Origin of the sequence: Pseudomonas sp. B21-010, from assembly GCF_024749325.1 — a bacterium.
In the GTDB taxonomy this organism is placed as follows: domain Bacteria; phylum Pseudomonadota; class Gammaproteobacteria; order Pseudomonadales; family Pseudomonadaceae; genus Aquipseudomonas; species Aquipseudomonas kilonensis.
The window spans coordinates 1251650-1276680 of record NZ_CP087198.1; the positions used below are offsets into that span (position 1 = coordinate 1251650).

Here is a 25031-nt window from a genome sequence, read left to right on the forward strand (position 1 = left end):
GCAAAGCTTGCTCGCGATGAACGATAACGCGGTCCCTCGATAGACCGAGGTGCCTTCATCGCGAGCAAGCTTTGCTCCCACACACACCTGCTCCCATATGTAAGGACGAGGCGCTGTGCCATAGGGAGTTCAAATGAAAGCCTGGCGTGCCGTTGTACTGGCCGTGTCGTTGCTGCTGCTCAGTGGTTGCCTGGTGTCGTTCAAGGCACCGTTGCCTGACAGCGAAGCCGCGCCCGAGGGCCTGCTCGGTCACTGGACCAGCACCAATGCCTGGGGCGAACCGTTGAACCTGGAGCTGACGAAGGTCGGCAAGCACCGCTACCAGGCCATCAGCTACTTCAGGGCCAGGCCCCATGAGCGCGAAGCCATCCCACTGACTGTTTCCCGTCATGGCAGCCGCTGGTATGTGTCGGCCAAGGTGCCGGCCCGGTTTGGCGGCCACTATTTGATCGCCGGTTTCGAGTTGACCGACAAGCAAGAGCTGGTGGTCTACAACCTGGACGTGGATCAGATCAACCAGGCCATCGTCCAGAAACGCCTCAGCGGCCAGCCGAACCAGAGCGAGGAAGGTGACGGGGTGCTGGTGGACAGCGACATGAACAAGGTTTTCAGTTACCTCGACGACCCGGCCAATTCCGATGTGTTCTCGGAGGCCGTGCGCTACCAGCGGCTGGTCAAATCCCAATAACAGCAACAAGCGGACGTTTTTTCACAGGAGTTCCGGGTGGACGATTACCAGCAGACGATACGCACCTTGTCCGATCGCATTGTGCTGGCGCAAACGCCGATTCGCATCCTCGACGCGGTGAAGTGGGACGAGAACATCCGCAAGGGCTTTCTCAAGGCCAAGGGCAAGGAAATGCCCGCGGTGGATCGCGACTATTACCTCAACCGGCCACTGTCCTTCGATTCGAGCAAGGTGAAGCTGGAGTTCCAGAACATCGAGCGTGACATCACCCGCCAGCTTGGGCAGTTCAACCCGGTCGGCCAGATCATGCGTCGCATGTGCAAGGAATACCGCATGGTGGTGCGCATGCTCGAGGCGCGTGGCACCGAGGATTTCGGGCTGATCTCCCAGGAACTCTATGGCGCCGCCTCCGATGCCTTCCACGCCGGCGACCCGACCTTGGCCGACCTGGGCCTGATGCTCTCCGATTACCTGAACAACATCGATGGCCGTGGCGACCTCAAGGACGAGCCCAAAGTCCTCAGCGCCAAGGAAGCCGTCAGCCTGCTGCAACACCGCCTCAACCGGGTGTTTGGCGAAGCCGAGGAAACCATCCGGGTGTTCGAGTCCGATGGCATCGTGGCCGATGCAGCGGCGGGTGCGGACTACATCAAGATCCGCACCGATGCGATGTTCAACGAGCGCGACGTGCGGGCGTTGGAAGTCCACGAAGGCCTGGTGCACGTCGGCACGACGCTCAACGGCCTCAACCAGCCGATCTGCACTTTCCTGTCCAAGGGCCCGCCCTCGTCCACGGTGACTCAGGAAGGCCTGGCGATCCTGATGGAAATCATCACCTTCGCCTCCTACCCGAGCCGCCTGCGCAAACTGACCAACCGCACCCGGGCCATTCACATGGTGGAGGAGGGCGCCGATTTCCTGCAGGTCTTCGAGTTCTTCCGCGAGCAGGGTTTTGAAATGGCCGAAAGCTACGGCAACGCCAGTCGGGTTTTCCGAGGGTCGGTGCCGACAGGGCTGCCATTTACCAAAGACTTGTCCTACCTCAAGGGCTTCATCATGGTTTACAACTACATTCAGTTGGCCGTGCGCAAGGGCAAGCTGGAACAGGTGCCGCTGCTGTTCTGCGGCAAGACCACCCTCGAGGACATGCGCACGTTGCGGCAACTGGTGGACGAAGGCCTGGTCGTCCCGCCCAAGTACCTGCCCGAGCAGTTCCGCGACATGAACGCCCTGTCGGCCTGGATGTGTTTCTCCAACTTCCTGAACCACCTGAGCCTGGACCGGATCGAAGCGGATTATTCCAATATCCTTTAATCGCACCACCAATCCCTGTGGGAGCGAGCTTGCTCGCGATAGCGTCAGTACAGGCAGTACGGCTGTGACTGACTCGCCGCTATCGCGAGCAAGCTCGCTCCCACAGGGGGACTGCGTTTACTTCTGACTTGCGAGGCTTCACCGGATGCGAACCCTCGGCATCATTTGCCTGTTGCTGGCCCTGAGCGGTTGCAGCTCCCTGCTGTTTTACCCCGAGCACGGCCTGCCGTTCACCCCGGAGCGGGCCAGGCTCGAGTACCGCGACGTCACCCTGACCACCGCCGACGGTCTCAAGCTCCACGGCTGGTGGCTGCCCGTCAAACCGGGTGTGGAGGTCAAGGGCACGGTCCTGCATTTGCACGGCAACGGCGGCAACCTGGCTTGGCACTTGGGCGGGAGCTGGTGGTTGCCGGAGCAGGGCTACCAGGTGTTGATGGTCGACTACCGGGGTTATGGCCTGTCCGAAGGCGAGCCGAGCCTGCCGGCGATTTACCAGGACATTGACGCCGCGTTCCAATGGCTGGACCAAGCGCCCGAGGTGCAGGGCAAGCCGCTGGTGCTGCTCGGCCAGAGCCTGGGCGGCGCGCTGGCGGTGCATTACCTGGTCGAGCATCCGCAGCGCCAACGGCAGCTCAAGGCCCTGGTGCTCGATGGCGTGCCCGCCAGTTATCGCGACGTCGGCCGGTTTGCCCTGAGTACCTCGTGGCTGACCTGGCCGTTCCAGGTGCCGTTGTCCTGGCTGGTGCCGGACGGTGACAGCGCGATCAGTTCCGTGGCGCAATTGAATGGCGTGCCGAAATTGATCTACCACAGCCTGGACGACCCCATCGTGCCCCTTTCCAATGGCATCCGCCTGTATCAAGCTGCGCCGCCGCCGCGGGTCCTGCAGTTGACACGCGGCGGCCATGTGCAGACATTCGCCGACCCGACCTGGCGCACCGTGATGCTGCGCTACCTCGACGACCCCCAGCACTTCGACGGCCTGCGCCGCCTGGGCGAGGTCCCGAATTACCCGAAATCACCCGTTGAATCACCTGAGAGCCCGCAATGAGCGAAGAACGTAACGCCATCCCCCTGATCATTACCGGTATCTGCAGCATCCTCGGCACCGTTGCGACGCTGTGGTACTACGGCTACCTGCACTTCGCCAAGCCCGAGGACGCGTTGCTGCTCAACCAGTTCACCATGCTCAAGACCGTGCCGGGCGAGGACTACAAGGTTTCCCTGGAACCGGCCCCCCAGGTCGCCCAGTGCATCGATGGTGTGCTGGTATTGTTCGACACCGAGCAGAAAGGCCTGACCGGCGTGCTGATCAACGAGAAGAAACGCGCGGTGCGCTGCATGGGCCAGGATACGCCGCAAAAATTGCAGCCATAAGCGAGCCCCCTGTGGGAGCGAGCTTGCTCGCGATAGCGGTGGTTCAGCAGCCTAAATAGTGCCTGACACTCCGCCATCGCGAGCAAGCTCGCTCCCACAGGGAATGGATATTTGGCCATGAAAAAGCCCCGCCTGATTGAAGTCAGGCGGGGCTTTTTTGTTGCACTCAGCCGATCAGTTGGCGCTCATGGTCGAACGCGGGGCGACGGGTTGGTTGTCGTTGGAGATGGTCACTTCCACGCGACGGTTCATGGCACGGCCCGAGACGCTGGTGTTGTCAGCCACCGGGAATTCCTTGCCGTAGCCCTGGGTCACGATGCGAGCCGGATCGACGCCCATCTTCACCAGCGCGAGTTGCACTGAACTGGCGCGGCGCTCGGACAGGGACTGGTTGTAGGAGTCCGAACCGGTGCTGTCGGTGTAGCCTTCGATGATCACCTTGCGGTCCGGGTTTTCCTGGAGGAACTGCGCGAGTTTGCTCACATTCGTCATGCCGCTGGCGCGCAGGTCGGACTTGTTGGTGGCGAACAGCACGTCGCCGAAGGTCACCAGCGTACCGCGTTCGGTCTGCTTGGCGTTGAGGCTGTCCTGCAGTTGCTTGATCTGCGCGTTGCGCGCATCGAGCAAGGCACGCGCACGTTCGTCTCCGGCGTTTTTCAGCTCGGCTTCGGCGTTGCGCAGGGCGATGGTCTGCTTGGCCACTTCGACGCGCTGGTTGGTCAGGTAGGCCAACTGGTCGACCTTGGCTTCGTCTTCCTTGTCCATATAGGCCTTGTCAGCCTTGGCCAGGAAGTCGGCGGCGTCCTTGGTTTCCAATGCAGCCACTTTGGTCGCCGCTGGATCAGCCTGCAGGCCGTTGTAGTTGGTCCGTGCCTGTTCCAGGTTCGCGTTCGGGTCGTGGGAGCAAGCGGCCAGGGCTACGCAGGCAGCGAGCAGGGCGGGCATCATCAAGTGTTTGTGCATCATAGTCTGTCGTCCTTTTATCAATGAGAAGTACGTCGTGGCGTGAACGGCTTACTGAACCTTGTTCATGCCTTCCTGACGCAGTTCCTGAACCCCTTTCTGAGAATCCTTGAGTGCTTGTTCGGCCTTGGCGGCCTGAGCCTTGCGCTCGGCGACGCGGGCGTCCCACTCGGCTTGTTCGGCCAGACGCTTGGCTTCGTCGTATTTCTTGTCATGCATGGCGATTTCCGCCTGCTTGAGTTTGTCCTGGGCCGATTTCATTTCCACAGCAGCGAATTCGGTACCGCCGGCGCTGACGGCGCTGTTGACCGCCGATTGGGTCACCGCGTACTGCTCCGAAGGTGGATTACCGGCGCAACCGGCGAGAATGAAGCTGCTACCGATCGCCAGGGCAGCCAACTTCAAGCCGCGCAGGCCAGTGGATGAGGGTTTGGCAGTGCAGGTATTCATAGGCTTCAACTCCATTGGAAAACTCCTGAAAAAACGACAAATCCATGCTGGGACCGAAGCCGTGACGTCTGGTTTGGCGCTGGCGCCAAGGCGCGTTTATTTAAACAACCGTTCCAGTATGGTTACTCGGTGTGACCCGAGGCGTTTTTCAAAAGTTCAGCGAAGATGGCCATTCGCCAAAAGAATTACTGACTGATCGGTCAGCGGCAGAAAAGCTGAACTTTCAAGGCGCGCAGCGGTATTCCCGGCTTAGGGAAACCTGCGTTTTTTTGGCGGGCGCGGATGTAGGAGCTGCCGAAGGCTCGGGCCGCGTTCGGACGATCTTTTGATCTTTCGCTTGGGACTCAAGCGTCAGGGGAAAGATCGCAGCCTCGCTTCGCTCGTCAGCTCCTACAGGAGTCAATGCAGGAATCAGTGTTTGGATTTGTCGTTCTGCGAGGAAAGTTCGTGCAGATGCCGGCGGGACAACGCGAGGAATCGCGGGGTCGGGCCCACGTCCTCGTACAGCGGGTCGCCTTCTTCATCGGTGGCGACGACTTGCGAACCCTTGATGTAGGGGAAGCTTGCTTCCAGCTCTTCCAGTGCCGCCCCGATCAGCTCGCCGAGCAGTTCCTCGGGATGGCGCTTGGGGTACATGTCGCAGATTGCTGCCAGCCGGGCGGCGGCTTCCACGTCCAGATGAATCGTGTAGCCAGTCTGGGTCAGACGGCCCTTGGCGTTTTCTTCCCAATGCTGGGCAAGCTCACGAATTTTCATGATGACCTCAATAAGCCTGCTCGTGGCAGGCGCGGTGAGTGACAAGCCGTTGTGTGGCTTAATCATGAGACTAGCTTTGTCCTGCAAGGTTTAAAGTCCCTTCGTCGCTTGTCATAAGCGACGGGCATCGGCACTCTCTGATCCAAGAGCTGTCCGGACTTTTTTGCTGGAGAAATGCTGATGACCGATATCGATGCCCGCTTGCGCGAGGACGTCCACCTGCTCGGCGAACTGCTGGGCAATACCATCCGCGAACAATACGGGGATGCGTTTCTCGACAAGATCGAGCAGATCCGCAAGGGCGCCAAGGCTGACCGACGCGGTTCCGTGGACGCCGAACTCAGCGCCAGCCTCAACCAATTGAGCGAGGACGAACTGCTGCCGGTGGCGCGGGCGTTCAACCAGTTTCTCAACCTGGCCAACATCGCCGAGCAATACCAACTTATCCACCGCCGCGAAGAATCGCAGCCGGAACCCTTCGAGGCGCGGGTGTTGCCCGAGCTGCTCGCCCGGTTGCGGGCCGAGGGCCATGGCGCCGAGGCCCTGGCCCGGCAATTGGGGCGGTTGGAGATCGAACTGGTCCTCACGGCCCACCCCACGGAAGTGGCTCGCCGTACGCTGATCCAGAAATACGACGCCATCGCCGCGCAACTGGCGGCCCAGGATCACCGCGACCTGACCAGCGCCGAGCGCGCGCAGATTCACGAACGCCTGCAACGCTTGATCGCCGAAGCCTGGCACACCGAAGAAATCCGCCGCACCCGGCCGACCCCGGTGGACGAGGCCAAGTGGGGGTTCGCGGTGATCGAGCACTCGTTGTGGCAGGCCATTCCCAATTACCTGCGCAAGGCCGACCAGGCCCTGCATGCCGCGACCGGCTTGCGCCTGCCACTGGAGGCCGCGCCGATCCGTTTTGCTTCGTGGATGGGCGGTGACCGTGACGGCAACCCGAATGTCACCGCCGCCGTGACCCGCGAGGTGCTGTTGCTGGCGCGGTGGATGGCGGCGGACCTGTACCTGCGTGATGTCGATCAACTGGCGGCCGAGCTGTCCATGCAACACGCCAGCGAGGCCTTGCGCGCCCAGGCCGGCGACAGCGCCGAACCTTATCGCGCCGTGCTCAAGCAACTGCGTGAACGCCTGCGCGCCACCCGCAACTGGGCCCACGCCTCCCTGAGCGCCGCCACGCCGCCTAGCGCCGATGTGTTGCAGCACAACCGCGAGCTGCTGGACCCCCTGGAGCTGTGCTACCACTCGTTGCACGAATGCGGCATGGGTGTGATTGCCGACGGGCCGCTGCTCGATTGCCTGCGCCGGGCGGTGACCTTCGGCCTGTTCCTGGTGCGCCTCGACGTGCGCCAGGACTCGACGCGCCATACCGCCGCCATGACGGAAATAACCGACTACCTGGGCCTGGGGCGCTATGAGGATTGGAACGAGGAGCAGCGCATCAGCTTCTTGCTGGCGGAACTGAGCAACCGGCGTCCGCTGCTGCCGGCCCATTTCAAACCATCGGCCGACACGGCGGAAGTTTTGGCGACGTGCCGGGAAGTGGCTGCGGCGCCGGCGGCGTCCCTGGGTTCCTACGTGATTTCCATGGCCGGTGCGGCTTCCGATGTCCTCGCGGTGCAGCTGTTATTGAAGGACGCCGGCGTGTTGCGGCCAATGCGCGTGGTGCCGCTGTTCGAGACCCTGGCCGACCTGGACAACGCCGGGCCGGTGATCGAGCGGCTGTTGCTGCTGCCCGGTTATCGCTCGCGGCTGCAAGGCCCTCAGGAAGTGATGATCGGCTATTCCGATTCGGCCAAGGACGCCGGGACCACCGCGGCGGCCTGGGCGCAGTATCGGGCCCAGGAGCGGCTGGTGGACATCTGCCGCGAGCAGCAAGTCGAACTGCTGTTGTTCCATGGTCGCGGCGGCACGGTGGGCCGTGGCGGCGGTCCGGCGCACGCGGCGATCCTGTCCCAGCCACCGGGTTCGGTGGCCGGGCGTTTCCGCACCACTGAGCAAGGCGAAATGATTCGTTTCAAATTCGGCCTGCCGGACATCGCCGAACAGAACCTCAACCTTTATCTCGCTGCGGTGCTTGAAGCGACGCTGCTGCCACCGCCGCCGCCCACGCCGCAGTGGCGGGACCTGATGGACGAACTGGCGGCCGATGGCGTCCGTGCCTATCGCGCCGTGGTGCGGGAAAACCCGCAATTTGTCGAGTACTTCCGCCAGTCCACCCCCGAGCAGGAACTGGGGCGCCTGCCCCTGGGCAGCCGTCCGGCCAAGCGTCGGGCCGGTGGCATCGAAAGCCTGCGGGCGATCCCGTGGATCTTCGGCTGGACCCAGACCCGCCTGATGCTGCCGGCCTGGCTCGGCTGGGAAACCGCGCTGAGCAAGGCCCTGGAGCGCGGCGAAGGTGAGTTGCTGGGGCAGATGCGCGAGCAATGGCCGTTCTTCCGGACCCGCATCGATATGCTGGAGATGGTGCTGGCCAAGGCCGACGCCGATATTGCCCGCTCCTATGACGAGCGTTTGGTGGAACCTGGGCTGCTGCCTTTGGGTGCGCAGTTACGCGACCTATTGTCGCAGGCCTGCTCGGTGGTCCTTGGGTTGACCGGTCAGTCGCAGCTACTGGCACATAGCCCTGCCACGCTGGAATTCATTCGCCTGCGCAACACGTACCTCGACCCGCTGCACCTGTTGCAGGCCGAACTGTTGGCGCGCTCGCGGCAACAGGATGTAGCCCAGGGCAGCCCCGTGGAACAGGCGTTGCTGGTGTCTGTGGCAGGGATTGCCGCCGGTTTGCGCAATACCGGCTAAGATCAGGCAGCGCACCGAAACGGCTCGCCCGGTGTTCCCGGGCGTTGTCCGCCGGGGGAGGGAACGGGTTGGCCAGGTGACAGTTCGTTGCCCGGTTGCGACTCTCGCCACCCCCTCCGAAGGTCGTATCGGGCGCGGGTTCCTCCGACTTTCGGCGGCTTGTGTGGGTCGGGCCTGCTGTGTATCTTGATCAGCCTTTGGCCGTTTGGGCGGTCACGATCCTGTTTTTCGAAGATTGGCCCCACGAGGCGAATCCGAGCGTTTTACATAAAAAATTGAGGAGCACATCGATGCGCGTCATTCTGCTGGGAGCTCCCGGGGCCGGTAAAGGTACTCAGGCAAAGTTCATCACCGAAAAATTCGGTATCCCGCAAATTTCCACTGGCGACATGCTGCGTGCCGCGGTCAAGGCGGGCACTCCACTGGGCGTTCAAGCCAAGGGCATCATGGATGCCGGCGGCCTGGTGTCGGATGACCTGATCATCGCCCTGGTCAAGGATCGTATCGCTCAAGCCGATTGCGCCAACGGCTTCCTGTTCGATGGCTTCCCGCGCACCATTCCCCAGGCCGAAGCCCTGGTGACTGCCGGTGTTGAGCTCGATCATGTGGTCGAAATCGCGGTCGACGACGAAGAGATCGTCCAGCGCATTGCCGGTCGTCGTGTCCACGAGCCGTCCGGCCGTGTCTACCACACCGTCTACAACCCGCCGAAAGTCGCGGGCAAGGACGACGTCACCGGTGAAGAGCTGGTGCAGCGCAAGGACGACACCGAAGAAACCGTGCGTCATCGCCTGTCGGTCTACCATTCCCAGACCAAGCCGCTGGTGGCGTTCTACCAGAACCTGTCGGCTGCCCAGGGCAAGCCGAAGTACAGCCACATCCCGGGCGTTGGCTCGGTCGATGCGATCACCGGCAAGGTGCTCGAAGCGCTGAGCTGAAAAGTCTGATCAGTTGCATCAACTACGGCCCGCTTGCGGGCCGTAGTTGTTTATACTGGCGCACTTTTTTCCACCTGATTTACGGACACATCGATGAGTACCTTGCTGGCCCTGGACACCGCGACTGAAGCTTGCTCCGTTGCCTTGCTGCACGACGGCAAGGTCACGAGCCATTACGAGGTGATCCCGCGCCTGCACGCGCAGAAACTGTTGCCGATGATCCAGAAACTGCTGAGCGATGCCGGGACGACCTTGCAGGCAGTGGACGCGATTGCCTTCGGTCGCGGGCCGGGGGCTTTTACCGGCGTGCGCATCGCCATCGGTGTGGTGCAAGGGCTGGCGTTTGCCCTGGAGCGGCCGGTGTTGCCGGTGTCGAACCTGGCAGTGCTGGCCCAGCGCGCCTTGCGCGAACAAGGCGCCCGCCAAGTCGCAGCGGCCATCGATGCGCGCATGGACGAGGTGTACTGGGGCTGCTATCGCGAAACCGACGGCGAAATGCGCCTGGTCGGTGCTGAAGCGGTATTGCCGCCCGAAGCGGCGGCGTTGCCGAGCGGCGCCGATGGCGACTGGTTCGGTGCCGGTACCGGCTGGGGCTACGGCGAGCGCATCGCCGTCAACCTCAGTGGCCAGGACGCCACCTTGCTGCCTCACGCCGAAGATCTGCTGGCCCTGGCCCGCTTCGCCTGGGCCCGTGGTGAAGCCATTGTGGCCGACGATGCGCAACCCGTTTACCTGCGGGACAAAGTCGCCACGCCAAAATCCGAGCGGTAAACCCAGGCTTGACCACACTCCCAAGTGGGCATAGTTGTGGCGAGGGAGCTTGCTCCCGCTGGGCCCTGTAGGAGCTGGCGTAGCCTGCGATCTTTTGATTTTGATCTTTCGCTTTCGATTCAATTGTTCGGGACAAGATCGCAGCCTCGTTGCACTCGACAGCTCCTACGGCGCAGCTCAGCGGGAGCAAGCTCTCTCGCCACAAAGGCATTGCTCGCCGCCAAAGCGGTGTTCTCACAAAAGTCAGTTTCGCCCCCAAAAGTCACACCCAATATTGCCAGTCGTCACTTTTTTCAGCCCGTTTTTAAACCTTTTGGGCTTTATGTGTTCTAGTTATCACTTGCGCATTTGCGCGGCTGCGAAAGTGCCGCTAAATTGCCATCATTGATACCGAGCATTCTGTTATGCGTATAGACGGCTTTTCATCCCAGTCCTATCCCATCAAGCGCAAGCCTCGTGCAGGCAAAGTCGCTGAGCAAGAGTCCTTCGATGAAGATATCGATGGCGAACTGGAGTTTCCGTCTGAAGAGCAACTGGCTGCCCGCGCCGCCAAAGCCTCCGCGCAACGCCTGAGCAATCTTCCCGCCCGCCAGCAAGACATGCTTTACCACCGTGCGATGAGCCGCAGTGTCGCCACGGCCCTGGCGAGCTACCTGAGCACCGCCGGTTTCGTCGATTGGGATATGGAAGTGTTGGGTCTCGATCTCTACATCTGATGGTCTTGCCTTACTACCTGGGCTGTCCGTCCTGGAGCGAAAACGCCTGGCGTGATTATCTCTATCCCCAGGGCGCGAAAAGCACCGATTTCCTGAATCTCTATTCCCAAGTGTTCAATGCCGTGGAAGGCAATACGACCTTCTACGCCAGCCCATCTGCGGCCACGGTCCAGCGCTGGGCCGAAATCATGCCCGAGCACTTTCGCTTCACCGCCAAGTTTCCCGGTGACATCAGCCACAACGGCGACTTGCGTGAGCGCCTGGTGGCCACCGAAACCTTCCTGCAGCTGCTCAGCCCCTTGGGTGAGCGCGTCTCGCCGTACTGGCTGCAACTGTCCAAGGCCTTCACCCCGAATCGGTTGCCGGAACTGGCAGGGTTCATCGACGCCTTGCAGCGTCCGTTGGCCGTGGAGGTCCGTCACGATGAGTTCTTCGCCAAGGGCGATGCCGAACGGCGCCTCAATCGCCTGTTGCTCGATCGTGGTGTCGAACGCATCTGTCTCGATCCCCGGGCCTTGTTCAGTTGCACCACGCTTGATCCTGCGGTGCTTCACGCGCAATCGAAAAAGCCCCGCGTGCCGCCCCGGCCTGCGGCGTTCACCCAATGTCCGCAAGTGCGCTTCATCGGGCATCCGGTGCTGGAAGCCAATGAACCGTTCCTGACGCCGTGGGTAGAGAAAATCGCCGGATGGATCGAAGAAGGGCGCACGCCCTATATCTTCCTGCACACCGCCGACAACCTGTTGGCAGCGAAACTCGCGCAGCGCTTCCACACTCGCCTGATGAGTCGTTTGCCTGGCTTGCCGGCCCTGCCTGAGCTATATAGAGAGCCCGCCGCCGAGCAACTGGGTTTGCTCTGAGGCTAACACTCTCTTTTCAGGAGCGAACGACATGGATGCGCAAACTCGCCGAGCCCAGGCGTTCAAGGCCTTGCACGAACGTGAAGGGGCTTTTGTCATTCCCAACCCGTGGGATGCCGGTTCGGCCAAGATGTTGGCCAGCCTCGGCTTTGAAGCCCTGGCGACCACCAGTGCCGGCCACGCTTTTTCCTTGGGCCGGCCCGATGGCGCGTTGGGCCTGGAGAACACGCTGGCCAATGTGCGGGCGATTGTGGCGGCCACCGACCTGCCCGTGGCCGTGGACCTGGAGAACGGTTTTGCCGATGCCCCCGACGATTGCGCGCGTAACCTGCTCCGTGCGGCAGAGGCTGGTGCGGTGGGTGGTTCGATCGAAGATGCCACGGGGCGCGAAGACAGCCCGATCTATTGCTTCGACCATGCCGTAGCGAGGGTCAAGGCCGCCGCGGACGCCGTGCGCAGCTTGCCGTATCCCTTCCTGCTGACGGCCCGGGCGGAGAACTTCCTGCACGGCAATCCGGACCTGGACGACACCATTCGCCGCTTGAAGGCCTTCGCAGACGCGGGGGCCGACGTGTTGTACGCCCCGGGGCTGAGCAGCGCCGAGCAAGTGCTTGCAGTGGTGCGGGCCGTGGCGCCGAAACCGGTGAACGTGCTGATGTCCGGGGCGCTGGACCTGACCGTCGCGCAGTTGAGCGAGTTGGGCGTCAAGCGCATCAGCGTCGGATCGGCGTTGGCCCTGGCCGCGTATGGCGAGTTCTTCCGCGCCGCCGAAGAAATCCAGCAACAGGGCACGTTCACCTTCACGCGCCGCTCGATGCCGTTCAAGCAGGCCAACCAATTTTTCAAGGGTTGATGCCCGAGGCAACGTCGTGCGGTTTTTGAAAGTTCTTGCTGTAGTGGCGCTGCTCGTTGGCGTCGCAGTGCTGGGGGTATGGCGCGGCTGGGTGGCTGTGCCGCCCCAATGGAATCCCTGGGCGCCCCTGGACGTCAACTTCGCGCCGAACTTGCTGACCCGTTTCAAGCTCATGGCCCTGCGCAACGACCCGCAGTTGTGCGACCAGGCCCTCGCGACCTCGGGGTTGCGCACCGCTCGCCAGGCTGACAGCGGGGCCAATACAGATTGCCCGCTGACCAACGTGCTGAGGGTGCAGGGCGGTGAAGTGGCGCTGAGCAGCAGTTTTCTCGCCAGTTGCCCGCTGGCCGTGGCCTTCGCGCTGTTCGAGCGCCATGGGTTGCAGCCGGCGGCAATGGCGGTCTACGGGCAGAAAGTGGCGCGAGTCGATCACCTCGGCAGTTTCGCCTGTCGCAACATGTACGGTCGTGAGAGCGGGGCGCGCAGCCAGCATGCCACCGCCAGTGCGCTGGACATCGCCGGGTTTCGCCTGGCCGATGGGCGCACGGTCAGCGTGCTCAAGGACTGGCCCAAGGACGATGCCGATGCGCGGTTTTTGCGTCAGGCCCGCGACGGCGCCTGCGATATGTTCAGTGTGGTCTTGAGCCCGGATTACAACGCGGCGCACCGCAACCATTTTCATCTGGACGTGGGGCCATGGTGGATCTGTCGTTGATTTAAGCGGCGATACGCAGGTTCTGCAGCACGATCGGACGTGCCCAGCGGGTGTCGAAGTCCAGTTGTTTCTGCTGCGCCACCAATTCCTCTTCCGGGAAGGATGGGAACGGCTTGTCCAGCAGGTCGAGTTCGAACTCGGCGATTGGCAGGTGCAGTGGGCGCGGTTGCGGTGCCGGGCCGGGCTCCGGCAGCGGTTGGCCGGCGGTGAGGACGAGTGGGCGAACCCAGTTGCTTTCGAAGGTCTGCTGTTTTTGCTGGGCGGCGATTTCTTCCGCTGGGAAAGGCGGGAAGGGCTTGTCCAGCAGATCGAGTTCGAATTCGGCGATGGGCAGGAACAGTGGCTCAGGCGGCTTGACCGGTGTTTCGGTCACTTCGCAGGTGCGCTGGCTGACGATGTGTTCCAGCAACTCGGCGCCGAGGGTCGGTTCAACGGCCTCATCGAGGGCCACTGGCTGGTAGCTGCCAGGTGCCGGTGCGTTATCACCCAGTTGATCGGCCAGGGCCCGGGCAAAAAAATCCTGCCACAGGTGACTGACGCCGCTCAGCGCTTGGGTGTTACGCAGGCTGTAATCGCCGTAAGGGGAGATAACGCCTATCGATGTGGATTGAATGTCTGACATTTTTCTCGGTCGACGCTCAGCTCTGGCAAAATGCCGTTCACCGTTGTTATCGGCCGTTTTTGCCGATCCTTAATTTTTTGAGCATGTTTCCAAGAATGAACAACTTCCATGAGTGAGCAACCCGCAGTCTGCCGCATCCATGTCGAGGCCCTGGCCCCGGCCTTCCAACCGCAGGCCGAGCACTGGGCCGAGCGGCTTGGCCTGCCTTTGCAAGTGGACGATGGCGAGTTTGCCTTGCAGATTTGCGAGCAGGGGTTGCAGTTGCAGCAACTGGGCCCGGACGCGCCAGGACCGGTGCGGGTGGACTTCGTTGAGGGCGGAGCGGCCCATCGTCGTTTGTACGGTGGCGGCAGCGGCCAGATGATCGCCAAGGCGGTCGGCATTGCCCAAGGTGTGCGTCCGCGGGTGCTGGATGCCACGGCCGGGTTGGGCAAGGATGCGTTTGTGCTGGCCAGCCTGGGCTGCGAAATGAGCCTGATCGAGCGTCAACCGCTGATCGGAGCCCTGCTGGAGGATGGCCTGGCCCGCGCGGCGGAGGACTTCGACGTGGCGCCGATCGTGGCGCGCATGCGTTTGCTCAAGGGCAACTCCATCGAGGTGATGCGCAACTGGGAAGGCGAGCCGCCCCAGGTGATCTACCTGGACCCGATGTTTCCCCATCGGGAGAAAACCGCCCTGGTGAAGAAGGAAATGCGCCTGTTCCGCCCCTTGGTGGGCGATGACCCGGACGCCCCGGCACTGCTCGCCGCGGCCCTGGCCCTGGCGACTCACCGGGTGGTGGTCAAGCGCCCACGCAAGGCCCCCTGTATCGAAGGGCCGAAGCCAAGCCATGGGCTCGATGGCAAATCCAGTCGCTACGACATCTACCCCAAGAAAGCGCTCAAGCCCTGAGACCGTGTCGCCTGCATCGCGAGCAAGCTCGCTCCCACAAAGGGCGGTGGTGAACACAGAATCTGTGAACACCCTCGATCAAACTGTGGGAGCGAGCTTGCTCGCGATAGCGGTTTGTCTGTGGTATCGCCTTCGCGAGCAAGCTCGCTCCCACATTGGATTTGTGGTGTTCATCAAACCCTGTGGGAGCGAGCTTGCTCGCGATGAGGCCCTGCCAGCCAGCGAAAGGCTACCGGTCGAGCTAAGGCCGATAGGCCCGCATGAACAACCCCACCACTTCCTGCACATGAGCCTCGGCGGCTTCCGGTTCCGGGGCCGGGCCGCAGCCAGACAACAACCGGAAATTCGCCGCGCCCTTGATCAGGCAGAAGAAATGCTCGGCAGCATTGCGCGGTTTATCGATGCTCAGGGCACCGCTCTGGTTGATCTTGCTCAGCAGCCGCTCCATGCCTGAGAGCATCCGCTGTGGGCCTGCTTCGTAGAAAATCGTCGACAGCTTCGGATCCTGGCTACCCAGGGCCATGATCAGCCGATGCAGGTTCAACGATTCCTCGCTGCTGACGAGCTGGTGAAAGCCACGGGCGATGTTCAGCAGCACGTGTTCGATCGGAACGCCGTCCGGCCATTCGAAAAACAGCGGCGGCACCTGTTCTTCGCACTTGGCGATCACGGCAGCGGAAAACAGCGTCTCCTTGTCGTTGAAGTGACTGTAGACCGTCAGCTTCGAGACCCCGGCCTCGGTAGCGACGGCGTCCATGCTGGTACTGGCGTAACCCATGCTCAGGAACAAGCGCTTCGCCGCGTCGAGAACGGCCTGGCGCTTGGCCAGGTCCTTGGGACGGCCGGGGCCGGAAGGGATTGGAGGATTGTTCGACATTTCTTCGCTTTAATACTGGACTGGTGAGTTTGCTATTAATAACATACTCGCCAGTATAATTATTCCAAGCACCATTAGCGAAAGGTCACTCGCCATGTTCCGCTATGCCCTGCCCCTCGCCGTGCCAATCACCCTGGCTTTTTTATTGTCTGCGTGCGGTCATGACGAACCGGTCCCGGTCGCCGTGCGCCCCGCCATGGTGGTGAAACCACAGCCTTCAGCCCAGGCGATGGACAGTTACCCCGGTGAAGTGCGAGCACGTTTCGAGCCCGACCTGGCCTTTCGGATTGGCGGCAAGGTGAGTCGACGACTGGTCGAAGAGGGCCAGCGGGTCAAGGCCAATCAGCCGCTGGCTGAACTCGATCCCGAAGATGTGCGCCTGCAACTGGAAGCCTCCCGTGCCCAGGTCGCCGCCGCCGAGGCCAACCTGAACCTGGTGCGGGCCGAGCGTGACCGCTACAAAACCTTGATGGAACGGCAGATGGTCAGCCGCTCCCAGTACGACAACGCCGAAAACCTTTACCGCTCTGGCACCGCGCGGCTCAAGCAGATCAAGGCCGAGTTCGATGTCGCCAACAACCAGGCCAGTTATTCGATATTGCGTGCGCCCCAGGATGGCGTGGTTGCCCGGCGTTCGGTGGAAGTCGGGCAGGTGGTGTCGGCCGGGCAAACCGTCTTTACCCTGGCCACCGACGGCGAGCGTGAAGTGCTGATCAGCCTGCCGGAGCAGGGTTTTGGCCGGTTCAAGATCGGCCAGCCGGTTTCGGTCGAACTGTGGAGCCAGCCCGATCAGCGTTTCAGCGGACACATTCGCGAGCTGTCGCCGGCCGCCGACCCCAAGTCTCGCACCTTCGCCGCCCGCGTGGCCTTCACCGCCGGCAGTGTTCCGGCCGAGCTGGGCCAGAGCGCGCGGGTGTTTGTCCAGACCGCCGACAAGGTGCCGCTGTCGGTACCGTTGTCGGCCCTGACGGCTGAAAACGGCGCGACGTACGTCTGGGTCGTTAACGCCAATAACACCCTGAAGAAAGTCCCGGTGCGGGTCGGCGCCTTCGGCGAAAAGACCGTTCCGGTGCTGGAAGGCCTCAGCCCCGATGATTGGGTGGTGGCGGCCGGCGTGCATGTGCTCCTCGACGGCCAGCAGGTGCGGCCGGTGGATCGCTCCAACCGCGTGGTCAATCTGACGGCCAAGGAGTAATCCCCGATGGGTTTCAATCTTTCCGAATGGGCGCTGCGCAACCGCCAGATCGTACTGTTCCTGATGCTGTTGCTGGCCATCGTTGGCGCGCTTTCCTACACCAAGCTCGGCCAGAGCGAAGACCCACCGTTCACCTTCAAGGCCATGGTCATCCGCACCAGCTGGCCGGGCGCCACGGCCGAGGAAGTCTCGCGACAGGTCACTGAGCGCATCGAAAAGAAACTGATGGAAACCGGCGATTTCGAAAGGATCGTCTCGTTCTCCCGTCCGGGCGAGTCCCAGGTGACCTTCGTGGCCCGCGACTCCCTGCATTCGGTGCAGATCCCCGAGCTGTGGTACCAGATCCGCAAGAAGATCAGTGACATCCGCCACACCTTGCCGCCGGGTATCCAAGGGCCATTTTTCAACGATGAATTCGGCACCACCTTCGGCAACATCTATGCACTGACCGGTGACGGCTTCGACTACGCCGTGCTCAAGGACTACGCCGACCGCGTCCAGATCCAGTTGCAACGGGTCAAGGACGTGGGCAAGGTCGAACTGCTCGGTTTGCAGGACGAGAAGATCTGGATCGAGCTGTCGAACGTGAAGCTGGCGACCCTCGGCCTGCCCTTGGCGGCGGTCCAGCAGGCCCTTGAAGAGCAGAACGCCGTATCGACCGCCGGCTTCTTCGAAACCGGCAGCGAGCGATTGCAGCTACGGGTTTCCGGGAATTTTCAGTCCGTGGAAGAGATCCGCAACTTCCCGATCCGGGTCGCCGATCGTACGTTCCGCATCAGCGATCTGGCGGATGTGCGCCGGGGGTTCAACGACCCACCGGCGCCACGCATGCGTTTCATGGGGGAAGATGCCATCGGCCTGGCCGTGGCCATGAAGGAAGGTGGTGACATCCTGGTGCTGGGCAAGGCCCTCGAGGTCGATTTTGCCCGGATCCAGGACACGCTCCCGGCCGGCATGCAATTGCGCAAGGTGTCGGACCAGCCGGCGGCGGTGAAGACCGGGGTCGGTGAGTTCGTCCAGGTGTTGGTGGAAGCGCTGACGATTGTGTTGCTGGTGAGCTTCTTCTCCCTTGGGCTGCGCACCGGGATGGTGGTGGCCCTGGCGATCCCGCTGGTGCTGGCGATGACGTTTGCCGCGATGTATTACCTGGGCATCGGCCTGCACAAGATTTCCCTCGGCGCGCTGGTATTGGCGCTGGGGTTGCTGGTGGACGATGCGATCATCGCCGTGGAGATGATGGCGATCAAGATGGAGCAGGGTTTCGACCGGATCAAGGCCGCCAGCTTTGCGTGGACCAGCACGGCGTTCCCGATGCTCACCGGTACGTTGATCACCGCGGCCGGCTTCCTGCCAATCGCCACTGCGCAATCGGGCACCGGTGAATACACCCGTTCGATTTTCCAGGTCGTGACCCTGGCATTGGTGGCGTCCTGGGTGGCTGCGGTGGTGTTTGTGCCGTACCTGGGGGAAAAGCTCCTGCCGGACCTGGCGAAAATTCACGCGGCCAAACATGGCACGGCTGACGGCCAGACCGACCCTTACGGCACGCCGTTCTATCAGCGTGTCCGGCGGATGGTGGAGTGGTGCGTGCGTCGCCGCAAAACCGTCATCATCCTGACCGTGCTGTTGTTCGTCGGCTCGGTGGTGTTGTTCCGTTTCGTGCCGCAGCAGTTCTTCCCGGCATCGGGGCGGCTGGAGCTGATGGTTGACCTGAAGCTGCAGGAAGGCGCCTCCCTGAACAACACCGCCGAGCAGGTCAAGCGCCTTGAAGCGCTGCTCAAGGACCATGCGGGCATCGACAATTACGTGGCCTACGTCGGCATCGGTTCACCGCGCTTCTACCTGCCGCTGGATCAACAACTGCCGGCGTCCAGCTTCGCCCAGTTCGTGGTGCTGGCCAAGACCATCGAAGACCGCGAGCCTTTGCGCAGTTGGCTGATCGCGACCCTGAACGAACAGTTCCCGACCCTGCGCTCGCGGGTCACGCGCCTGGAAAACGGCCCGCCGGTCGGCTACCCGGTGCAGTTCCGCGTCACGGGCGAGCACATCGAAAAGGTTCGCGCCCTGGCGCGCAAAGTGGCGGCGAAAGTTCGCGAAAACCCTTACGTGACCAATGTGCACCTGGACTGGGAAGAGCCGAGCAAGGTGGTGTACCTGAACGTCGATCAGGACCGTGCCCGAGCCCTGGGCGTGAGCACTGCCAACCTGGCGAGTTTCCTGCGCAGCTCCCTCACTGGCTCCAGCGTCAGCCAGTATCGGGAAGACAACGAATTGATCGAGATCCTGCTGCGTGGCACGGTGCATGAGCGCACCGAACTGTCGTTGCTGCCAAGCCTGGCGGTGCCGACCGACAACGGCAAGAGCGTTGCCCTGTCGCAGATCGCGACCCTGGAATACGGTTTCGAAGAAGGCGTGATCTGGCACCGCAACCGCTTGCCGAGCGTGACGGTACGGGCCGATATCTACGGCAAGGAACAACCGGCAACCCTGGTACAGCAGATCTTCCCGACCCTGGAGCCGATTCGTGCGCAGCTGCCGGACGGTTACCTGCTGGAGGTGGGCGGTACGGTAGAAGATTCGGCCCGCGGCCAGAAATCGGTGAACGCCGGGGTGCCGTTGTTTATCGTGGTGGTGTTGACGTTGCTGATGCTGCAACTGCGCAGTTTCTCACGCACGGCCATGGTGTTTCTTACCGCGCCGCTGGGGTTGATCGGTGTCACGCTGTTCCTGTTGATGTTCCGCCAGCCGTTTGGTTTTGTCGCCATGCTCGGCACGATCGCGCTGTCGGGGATGATCATGCGCAACTCGGTGATCCTGGTGGACCAGATCGAACAGGACATCAAGGCGGGGCTGACGCCCTGGCAGGCGATCATTGAAGCGACGGTGCGCCGCTTCCGCCCGATTGTGCTCACCGCACTGGCGGCGGTGCTGGCGATGATCCCGCTGTCGCGCAGCCTGTTCTTCGGCCCGATGGCCGTGGCGATCATGGGCGGCTTGATCGTGGCGACGGCATTGACGCTGTTGTTCCTGCCGGCGTTGTATGCGGCGTGGTTCAGGGTCAAGAAAACCTGAGGCGTACAGAGGCCAGAACAGATCCAATGTGGGAGCGAGCTTGCTCGCGATAGCGGTGTAGCAGTCAACCAAGATGTTGAAGCCAATACCGCCATCGCGAGCAAGCTCGCTCCCACAGTTGTTTTGGATTGAGGCTTAGAGGGTGCCGAAAACCTTCTTCGCCAAACTGGTCGCCGCAGCCGCCGGGTTCTGGCGAATGGTGGCTTCCTGCTTGCCGATCATCTCGAACAACCCGTCCAGCGCCTGCTCGGTCACGTAGTTTTCGATGTTGGAGCTCTTGGCGTCCAGCACGCCGAAGGTCGCGGCCTGGCCGGCGAAAGCATTGTATTTCTGCGCCAGGCCGACCTTGTCGGTGGCTTGCTTGACAATCGGCAGGAACTTGGCGCGGATCTGCTCGCGGCTGCTCTTGTTCAAGTATTGCGTGGCGGAGTCTTGGCCGCCGCTGAGAATGCCCTTGGCATCGTCCACGCTCATGTTCTTCACAGCATTGACCAGGATCGGCTGGGCCTGGACCACCGCAGCTTCGGCGGCCTGGTTCATGCTGGTTTCCAGTTGATCGACCTGATCACCCATGCCGAAGGCTTTCATCTTGCTGGCGACTTTGCCCAGCTTGCCTGGCAGTTCGATCTTCACATCCGGGTTGTTGCTGAAGCCGCCGGGGGTACCCAGTTGCTTGACCGCTACCTGCGCGCCTTGGGTCAAGGCGTCCTTGAGACCGCCCGTGGCGTCTTTTTGCGACAGGTCGCCCAGGGACAGGGCCATGGCATTGGCGCAGATCAGCAGGCCTGCGCACAGGCCGGTGAAACGGAAGGTTGAGCGAAGCATGATGGCGTCCTTGAAAAAGTTGGAAAAAGGAATCAGCGTGCGGCGTTGACGCGGATCTTCAACGGCTGCGGATCCTTGCCATCGAGTTGCACGGCGTGTTGTTCGGTGGTGATGAACATCAACTGGCCGTCCACTTCGATGCGGGCGCTCACGGCATAACGATGGCCGGGCTTGACCTGGGCTGGATCATAACTGAGGTGGAACGGCAGCGGGACCTGGCCTTTGATCGGGCCGCTCTGCTCATCGAGCACCACCGCAGGGGCGTCGGCCAGGGAAACGTCCTGCAGGCTCACGCTCAAGGTCGCGTTGGGCGGCAGGGCGATGCGTTGCAGATAGAACACTTCGCCATCGAGGCTCGCGACGGAGGCGGCGGGTGGCGTTGCTGATTGGCATGCGGCCAGTAAGGAAAAGAATGCGAGCAGAACGAGCTTTTTCATTTGGAAGTTCCTTTTTGCTTTGACCTGGCAACGTGTGGGCGCCAAAGCGAATCTGGAGCATCGAGAGGTAAAAATCCAGCCGAAGCATCACCGCCCAGACGATTCTTCCACCCCTCGATGGGTGAAACTCAAACGCCAAACACGTTGCCTATTCTTGATAGGTGGGTTTATGGAGCATAGGTATTAAACCGAAGACATCAGTATCTCGATCGCCTTCAAGTAATTGCCGCGAGGGTCGACGGTATGATCCATTTTAGTGGTAAAGCGCAGTTCCCCTTCCGTTTCGATACGCGCCCTGACCACATAGGTATGATTTTCGATGACAGCCGATGCCGGCACTAGGAGTTCGAAGGCCAGGCCTGCGGTTTCGGCGTTGTTAATCACGCAAGTCGCAACGGTTTCAGCCGGCGCGTCGGCGACACTGATGTCTTCAAGGGACGCATAGAGAGTCGAGTTGGGAGCCAGGCTGATTTTTTCCAGGTAGTGGGCGATGCAAGAAAGGTTGTAGTGGTTCATCGTAATGTCCTTATACTAAGTTTTTTGCCGTCAGTGGCGCTGGATGACACCAGCAACATGCTGGCGTCGAAGAGATTGGAGGGGTTGCCTCATATCCAATTGAACGTTGCGGACTCAGGAACCAAACGAGAGTGGCTGAGTGTTTTCGGTGTTCGACACGGGCGCAAGGGTCAGATTGACATCAACTTCCTGATCACCACCGTTGCAGATGAAGGTGTGTGGGGTATCAAGAAACACTGGGGTCGGGCCATTGATTTGCACTTTCAGCGAAAACTCTTCCCCTTTGGTGGCAACATCGCCATCAACGGTCAGGCTGACGATCCATGGCATTTTAGGTATTTGGTTGGAGCCACTGCCACCGGAGGTATGCGGTGTTGTGAAGCTGATGTGAGTACCACCGCTTTCAGGCAGTTCATAGCCGTCAGGCAGGTGAATGGATGCTGTAATGGTGTGTAGGCTCATGCTGAATTCCTTTTCAGTACGTCGACATCGACGTGAGCCCATCCTAGAGGCCTGCTCTAGAGTTCTCTGTAGGTCTTTTCTTCGTTTGACGTCGCTTTAGCCGCTCGGCAGCGTCGGAATACTCGCTGGCTGCCCGATCAAACTCACCGGAACTGTTCCATGTTTCTCGGTGAGTGATCGGCAGCCTTCAACTGTCGGGGCTGACGGCGACGTCCGCGGCATCTTCACTGCGATGCAACGCCACCTGGCGAATCGACAGGCGAATTTCCGCCGGCAGCACCCGCTTGGCCGCGCCTTCGGCCAGTTCGCCCAGCAGCTCGTGGTAGCTGAGTTTGCCAGCCTCGTCGCGGTGCAGCACATCGAGGTCGAGCATGGTCTGGATGAAGTGGCGGAACAGGCTCTTGTCGAAGAACTCCGGCGCATTCAGGCCATGCAGGATCGACAGGCGCTGGGCCATGACGGTGCAGAGGTCTTCCAGTTCTTCGGCGCTGATGGTGTTCTGGCCGCTGTTGAGCAGCAGCGAGACGGTCATGTAGAAGCGCTGCAAGGTCTGGGCGATGCTTTTTGACAGTAGGGTCAGCAGCACGAAGTGCCGCGAACTCGGCGCCGGGCGCAGGTACAGGTCATTTTCGAAACGCAGCAGGCCCTGCTCGACGAATGCTTCGAGCCACTGGTCGACCACGCCATCCAGTTCTTCCAGCGACCAGCGAATGAACAGCTCCGATTGCAGGTACGGGTACAACGCGTGGGTGTAGCGCAGGATCTGCTCGCGGCTCATGCGCGAACTGCTCTGGAAGAAGCTCGCCAGCAACGCCGGCAGGGCGAAGATGTGCAGGACGTTGTTGCGGTAGTAGGTCATCAGTACCGCGTTCTGCTCATCCAGGTACAGAATCTTGCCCAGGGCATCGCTCTGTTCCGACAGCAGGTCCATGCCTTTTACATGTTCGATCAGCGCCCGGCCATCACCTTCGGGCAGGGTGGTGTGGGGCGAGTACGGGACCTTGCGCAGCAACGCCAGGTACAGGTCGAGCACCCGGGCCATGGCGCGGTCGTCCAGGGCCAGGCGGCTGGTGGACAGCAGCGCCAGGGCGACGAGGTTGACCGGGTTGATCGCCGCGGCTTCGTTCAGGTGCCGGGCCACGCGTTCGCCCAAGCGGTGGGTGGTCGCGTTGAGCCAGGCCGGTTTGAATTGCGGACCCAGGTCCTGTTGGCGCCAATCCGGCTGTTCGCCGTCGAGGAATTCCGCCAGCTTGATCGGTTCGCCGAAGTTCACCGCCACCTGGCCGAAGCGTTGCTTGAGGGCGCCGATGACCTTGAAGATGTCGAAGATCGATTCTTTTTTCTTGCTGGCTCCGCGCAGTTCGCCCAGGTAGGTGCGGCCTTCCAGTACGCGCTCATAACCGATGTAGACCGGCACGAACACGATGGGCATGCGCGAGGAGCGCAGGAAGCTGCGCAGGGTGATGGCGAGCATGCCGGTCTTGGGTTGCAGCATGCGCCCGGTGCGCGAACGCCCGCCCTCGACGAAGTACTCCACCGGAAAGCCTTTGGTGAACAACGTGTGCAGGTATTCATTGAACACAGCGGTGTAGAGCGGGTTGCCCTTGAAGGTGCGACGCATGAAGAACGCCCCGCCACGGCGCAGCAGGCCGCCGATCACCGGCATGTTGAGGTTGATGCCGGCGGCGATGTGCGGCGGCGTCAAGCCGTTGCGAAACAGCAGGTACGACAGCAGCAGGTAGTCGATGTGGCTGCGGTGGCACGGCACGTAGATGACTTCGTGGCCTTGGGCGACCTTCTGCACGCCTTCGATGTGGTTGACCTTGATGCCGTCGTAGATCTTGTTCCAGAACCAACTCAGCACCACTTCCAGGAAGCGGATCGCGGTGTAGGTGTAGTCCGAGGCGATCTCGTTGCCGTAGCGCAGGGCCTGGGCCTTGGCTTTTTCGGCGGAGATATTTTCCCGCTCGGCTTGCTCGGCAATCGCCTGCTTGACCAGCGGCTGGTTCAACAGGCCCTTGACCAGGTTGCGCCGGTGGGAAATGTCGGGGCCGATGACCGCTGCTTTGAGATTGCGGAAGTGCACCCGCAGGATCCGCTGGGCCATGCGTACGGTGCGTTCGTGGCCCTTGTCGTGTTCGATCAGCTCGCGCAGGTGGATCGGCGCGGAGAATTGCACGCGGGTCTTGCGCCCCAGGATCATGATGCTCAACAGACGACGCAGGCGCCCGGTGACGGCCCAGCTGTCGGCGAACAACAGCTTCCAGGGGCTGGATTCGCTGTCGGGCGACTGCCCCCAGAACACGCTGACGGGGATGATCTGGGCGTCTTCGGCAGCGTTGTGGGTGAGGGCGTTGACCAGCCGCGTCAGGGTCGGTGGCGCACCGCGCTTGTCCTGGCGGCCGATCCAGTCCGGCGCCGGCGTCAGGTAGAAAAACGCCGCCGGTTCCAGCAGGTTGCCCACCGAGACCGGCAGCACCGGACGGGGCAGGCCGGCCTTGGTGCATTCGGTGTCGAGCACCGCCAGGTCAGTGAGCGAAGGATCTTGCAGGACGTAGAACACCGGACGACTGCGGTCGAGGTTGAGGGTGAAGGACGACTGGTTGATCGTCTCTGAGCGAACCCAGAGGTACAACAGTCGGCGCAGGGTGCCAAACACAAGACGGCGGAACGGGGAGCGGGTCATACGGCTTCTGCATGAGTGAATGGGATAGGGCGGGCGCCAGTGTGCCGGATTCGCCGAAAATCGGCAAAAAAGCGCCGAAGTAAAGTCAGTTGAGAGTTTTTCCGGGTGTCATATACTCGGCCAGTGCCTACCACGGCCTCCCTTATGGACGGCCGGGTGGTGGCTAAAGTTCGTACGGCTTTGCCTTTTGCGGTTGGGCGGGAAAAGCCGACTCAAAAAATAAAAATGGGAGTGAG

Annotated in this window: 24 protein-coding genes; 14 read left to right on the top strand and 10 right to left on the bottom strand. The window is 61.7% G+C overall.

Annotated features, from left to right (window positions below; translation table 11 throughout):
* Positions 1–133 precede the first annotated feature (133 nt).
* The 4 genes from LOY50_RS05360 to LOY50_RS05375 all read left to right on the top strand — a co-directional run bounded on the left by LOY50_RS05360 (position 134) and on the right by LOY50_RS05375 (position 3379).
* A complete protein-coding gene (locus LOY50_RS05360) occupies positions 134–688 on the top strand; it encodes a hypothetical protein (RefSeq protein ID WP_253471826.1) in 555 nt (184 codons plus the stop codon).
* A gap of 36 nt (positions 689–724) precedes the next feature.
* Positions 725–2002 carry a flavohemoglobin expression-modulating QEGLA motif protein gene (locus tag LOY50_RS05365; protein ID WP_003185001.1) on the top strand — a complete coding sequence of 426 codons (1278 nt, stop codon included), beginning with the start codon at positions 725–727 and terminating at the stop codon, positions 2000–2002.
* A gap of 145 nt (positions 2003–2147) precedes the next feature.
* On the top strand, positions 2148–3053 hold the full coding sequence (locus LOY50_RS05370) for an alpha/beta hydrolase (RefSeq protein WP_003198158.1): 906 nt from the start codon (positions 2148–2150) through the stop codon (positions 3051–3053).
* On the top strand, positions 3050–3379 hold the full coding sequence (locus tag LOY50_RS05375) for a hypothetical protein (RefSeq protein ID WP_258690421.1): 330 nt from the start codon (positions 3050–3052) through the stop codon (positions 3377–3379). Before LOY50_RS05370 ends, LOY50_RS05375 begins: the two co-directional genes overlap by 4 nt.
* Before the next feature lie 174 nt (positions 3380–3553).
* On the opposite strand, the gene LOY50_RS05380 is transcribed toward LOY50_RS05375, so the two are convergent.
* From LOY50_RS05380 to LOY50_RS05390, 3 genes are all read right to left on the bottom strand, one after another.
* On the bottom strand, positions 3554–4342 hold the full coding sequence (locus LOY50_RS05380) for an OmpA family protein (protein ID WP_027913149.1): 789 nt from the start codon (positions 4340–4342) through the stop codon (positions 3554–3556).
* Positions 4343–4393: 51 nt separating this feature from the next.
* Positions 4394–4807, bottom strand: coding sequence for a DUF4398 domain-containing protein (locus LOY50_RS05385; RefSeq protein WP_003198164.1), 414 nt, complete (start codon positions 4805–4807; stop codon positions 4394–4396).
* A gap of 396 nt (positions 4808–5203) precedes the next feature.
* Entirely contained in the window at positions 5204–5548 is a 345-nt protein-coding gene (locus LOY50_RS05390; protein WP_025212083.1) for a hypothetical protein, read from the bottom strand.
* A 180-nt stretch (positions 5549–5728) separates the two neighbouring features.
* Here LOY50_RS05390 and ppc point away from each other — a divergent pair, with 180 nt between their 5' ends.
* The 7 genes from ppc to LOY50_RS05425 all read left to right on the top strand — a co-directional run bounded on the left by ppc (position 5729) and on the right by LOY50_RS05425 (position 13212).
* The gene (ppc, locus tag LOY50_RS05395; protein WP_214511360.1) at positions 5729–8359 is read left to right on the top strand and encodes a phosphoenolpyruvate carboxylase; all 2631 of its coding nucleotides are present in this window, start codon (positions 5729–5731) and stop codon (positions 8357–8359) included.
* Positions 8360–8649: 290 nt separating this feature from the next.
* A complete protein-coding gene (gene adk / locus LOY50_RS05400) occupies positions 8650–9297 on the top strand; it encodes an adenylate kinase (protein WP_214511361.1) in 648 nt (215 codons plus the stop codon).
* Between the two features lie 93 nt (positions 9298–9390).
* Complete coding sequence (gene tsaB, locus LOY50_RS05405; RefSeq protein WP_258690422.1) at positions 9391–10068, top strand: tRNA (adenosine(37)-N6)-threonylcarbamoyltransferase complex dimerization subunit type 1 TsaB; 678 nt, start codon at positions 9391–9393, stop codon at positions 10066–10068.
* A 404-nt stretch (positions 10069–10472) separates the two neighbouring features.
* Complete coding sequence (locus LOY50_RS05410) at positions 10473–10784, top strand: hypothetical protein (RefSeq protein WP_214511363.1); 312 nt, start codon at positions 10473–10475, stop codon at positions 10782–10784.
* Positions 10784–11644 (top strand): DUF72 domain-containing protein, encoded by an 861-nt coding sequence (locus tag LOY50_RS05415; protein WP_258690423.1) that lies wholly within the window; start codon positions 10784–10786, stop codon positions 11642–11644. The genes LOY50_RS05410 and LOY50_RS05415 overlap by 1 nt, the downstream gene beginning before the upstream one ends.
* 31 nt (positions 11645–11675) lie before the next feature.
* Positions 11676–12497 (top strand): oxaloacetate decarboxylase, encoded by an 822-nt coding sequence (locus LOY50_RS05420; protein WP_258690424.1) that lies wholly within the window; start codon positions 11676–11678, stop codon positions 12495–12497.
* Positions 12498–12513: 16 nt separating this feature from the next.
* Positions 12514–13212: an extensin family protein gene (locus LOY50_RS05425; protein WP_258690425.1), complete on the top strand. Its 699-nt coding sequence runs from the start codon at positions 12514–12516 to the stop codon at positions 13210–13212.
* Position 13213: 1 nt separating this feature from the next.
* Here the strand turns inward: LOY50_RS05425 and LOY50_RS05430 are convergent, their stop codons facing one another.
* Positions 13214–13834 carry an energy transducer TonB gene (locus LOY50_RS05430; protein ID WP_253471838.1) on the bottom strand — a complete coding sequence of 207 codons (621 nt, stop codon included), beginning with the start codon at positions 13832–13834 and terminating at the stop codon, positions 13214–13216.
* Positions 13835–13942: 108 nt separating this feature from the next.
* Here LOY50_RS05430 and LOY50_RS05435 point away from each other — a divergent pair, with 108 nt between their 5' ends.
* Positions 13943–14725, top strand: coding sequence for a class I SAM-dependent methyltransferase (locus tag LOY50_RS05435; RefSeq protein ID WP_258690426.1), 783 nt, complete (start codon positions 13943–13945; stop codon positions 14723–14725).
* Between the two features lie 241 nt (positions 14726–14966).
* On the opposite strand, the gene LOY50_RS05440 is transcribed toward LOY50_RS05435, so the two are convergent.
* On the bottom strand, positions 14967–15602 hold the full coding sequence (locus LOY50_RS05440; protein WP_214511369.1) for a TetR/AcrR family transcriptional regulator: 636 nt from the start codon (positions 15600–15602) through the stop codon (positions 14967–14969).
* Between the two features lie 94 nt (positions 15603–15696).
* Here LOY50_RS05440 and LOY50_RS05445 point away from each other — a divergent pair, with 94 nt between their 5' ends.
* Positions 15697–16797 (top strand): efflux RND transporter periplasmic adaptor subunit, encoded by a 1101-nt coding sequence (locus tag LOY50_RS05445; RefSeq protein ID WP_214511370.1) that lies wholly within the window; start codon positions 15697–15699, stop codon positions 16795–16797.
* 6 nt (positions 16798–16803) lie between these two features.
* Positions 16804–19869 carry an efflux RND transporter permease subunit gene (locus LOY50_RS05450; RefSeq protein ID WP_253471842.1) on the top strand — a complete coding sequence of 1022 codons (3066 nt, stop codon included), beginning with the start codon at positions 16804–16806 and terminating at the stop codon, positions 19867–19869.
* Between the two features lie 135 nt (positions 19870–20004).
* Here the strand turns inward: LOY50_RS05450 and LOY50_RS05455 are convergent, their stop codons facing one another.
* The 5 genes from LOY50_RS05455 to plsB all read right to left on the bottom strand — a co-directional run bounded on the left by LOY50_RS05455 (position 20005) and on the right by plsB (position 24795).
* Complete coding sequence (locus tag LOY50_RS05455) at positions 20005–20694, bottom strand: DUF4197 domain-containing protein (RefSeq protein WP_258690427.1); 690 nt, start codon at positions 20692–20694, stop codon at positions 20005–20007.
* 32 nt (positions 20695–20726) lie between these two features.
* Positions 20727–21131, bottom strand: a complete 405-nt coding sequence (locus LOY50_RS05460; protein WP_018603764.1) for a YbaY family lipoprotein — start codon at positions 21129–21131, stop codon at positions 20727–20729.
* A gap of 183 nt (positions 21132–21314) precedes the next feature.
* Positions 21315–21647 (bottom strand): YbaY family lipoprotein, encoded by a 333-nt coding sequence (locus tag LOY50_RS05465; RefSeq protein ID WP_253471844.1) that lies wholly within the window; start codon positions 21645–21647, stop codon positions 21315–21317.
* Between the two features lie 114 nt (positions 21648–21761).
* Positions 21762–22109 carry a hypothetical protein gene (locus tag LOY50_RS05470; RefSeq protein ID WP_258690428.1) on the bottom strand — a complete coding sequence of 116 codons (348 nt, stop codon included), beginning with the start codon at positions 22107–22109 and terminating at the stop codon, positions 21762–21764.
* A gap of 187 nt (positions 22110–22296) precedes the next feature.
* Positions 22297–24795 carry a glycerol-3-phosphate 1-O-acyltransferase PlsB gene (plsB, locus tag LOY50_RS05475; RefSeq protein WP_258690429.1) on the bottom strand — a complete coding sequence of 833 codons (2499 nt, stop codon included), beginning with the start codon at positions 24793–24795 and terminating at the stop codon, positions 22297–22299.
* Positions 24796–25031: the final 236 nt, after the last annotated feature.

Excerpts from the sequence above, each read along its gene's own strand:
- LOY50_RS05360 (WP_253471826.1), top strand. The coding sequence starts at position 134 with ATGAAAGCCTGGCGTGCCGTTGTACTGGCCGTGTCGTTGCTGCTGCTC.
- LOY50_RS05370 (WP_003198158.1), top strand. The coding sequence starts at position 2,148 with ATGCGAACCCTCGGCATCATTTGCCTGTTGCTGGCCCTGAGCGGTTGC.
- LOY50_RS05375 (WP_258690421.1), top strand. The coding sequence starts at position 3,050 with ATGAGCGAAGAACGTAACGCCATCCCCCTGATCATTACCGGTATCTGC.
- LOY50_RS05380 (WP_027913149.1), bottom strand. The coding sequence starts at position 4,342 with ATGCACAAACACTTGATGATGCCCGCCCTGCTCGCTGCCTGCGTAGCC.
- LOY50_RS05385 (WP_003198164.1), bottom strand. The coding sequence starts at position 4,807 with ATGGAGTTGAAGCCTATGAATACCTGCACTGCCAAACCCTCATCCACT.
- LOY50_RS05390 (WP_025212083.1), bottom strand. The coding sequence starts at position 5,548 with ATGAAAATTCGTGAGCTTGCCCAGCATTGGGAAGAAAACGCCAAGGGC.
- ppc (WP_214511360.1), top strand. The coding sequence starts at position 5,729 with ATGACCGATATCGATGCCCGCTTGCGCGAGGACGTCCACCTGCTCGGC.
- adk (WP_214511361.1), top strand. The coding sequence starts at position 8,650 with ATGCGCGTCATTCTGCTGGGAGCTCCCGGGGCCGGTAAAGGTACTCAG.
- tsaB (WP_258690422.1), top strand. The coding sequence starts at position 9,391 with ATGAGTACCTTGCTGGCCCTGGACACCGCGACTGAAGCTTGCTCCGTT.
- LOY50_RS05410 (WP_214511363.1), top strand. The coding sequence starts at position 10,473 with ATGCGTATAGACGGCTTTTCATCCCAGTCCTATCCCATCAAGCGCAAG.
- LOY50_RS05415 (WP_258690423.1), top strand. The coding sequence starts at position 10,784 with ATGGTCTTGCCTTACTACCTGGGCTGTCCGTCCTGGAGCGAAAACGCC.
- LOY50_RS05420 (WP_258690424.1), top strand. The coding sequence starts at position 11,676 with ATGGATGCGCAAACTCGCCGAGCCCAGGCGTTCAAGGCCTTGCACGAA.
- LOY50_RS05430 (WP_253471838.1), bottom strand. The coding sequence starts at position 13,834 with ATGTCAGACATTCAATCCACATCGATAGGCGTTATCTCCCCTTACGGC.
- LOY50_RS05435 (WP_258690426.1), top strand. The coding sequence starts at position 13,943 with ATGAGTGAGCAACCCGCAGTCTGCCGCATCCATGTCGAGGCCCTGGCC.
- LOY50_RS05440 (WP_214511369.1), bottom strand. The coding sequence starts at position 15,602 with ATGTCGAACAATCCTCCAATCCCTTCCGGCCCCGGCCGTCCCAAGGAC.
- LOY50_RS05445 (WP_214511370.1), top strand. The coding sequence starts at position 15,697 with ATGTTCCGCTATGCCCTGCCCCTCGCCGTGCCAATCACCCTGGCTTTT.
- LOY50_RS05450 (WP_253471842.1), top strand. The coding sequence starts at position 16,804 with ATGGGTTTCAATCTTTCCGAATGGGCGCTGCGCAACCGCCAGATCGTA.
- LOY50_RS05455 (WP_258690427.1), bottom strand. The coding sequence starts at position 20,694 with ATGCTTCGCTCAACCTTCCGTTTCACCGGCCTGTGCGCAGGCCTGCTG.
- LOY50_RS05460 (WP_018603764.1), bottom strand. The coding sequence starts at position 21,131 with ATGAAAAAGCTCGTTCTGCTCGCATTCTTTTCCTTACTGGCCGCATGC.
- LOY50_RS05465 (WP_253471844.1), bottom strand. The coding sequence starts at position 21,647 with ATGAACCACTACAACCTTTCTTGCATCGCCCACTACCTGGAAAAAATC.
- LOY50_RS05470 (WP_258690428.1), bottom strand. The coding sequence starts at position 22,109 with ATGAGCCTACACACCATTACAGCATCCATTCACCTGCCTGACGGCTAT.
- plsB (WP_258690429.1), bottom strand. The coding sequence starts at position 24,795 with ATGACCCGCTCCCCGTTCCGCCGTCTTGTGTTTGGCACCCTGCGCCGA.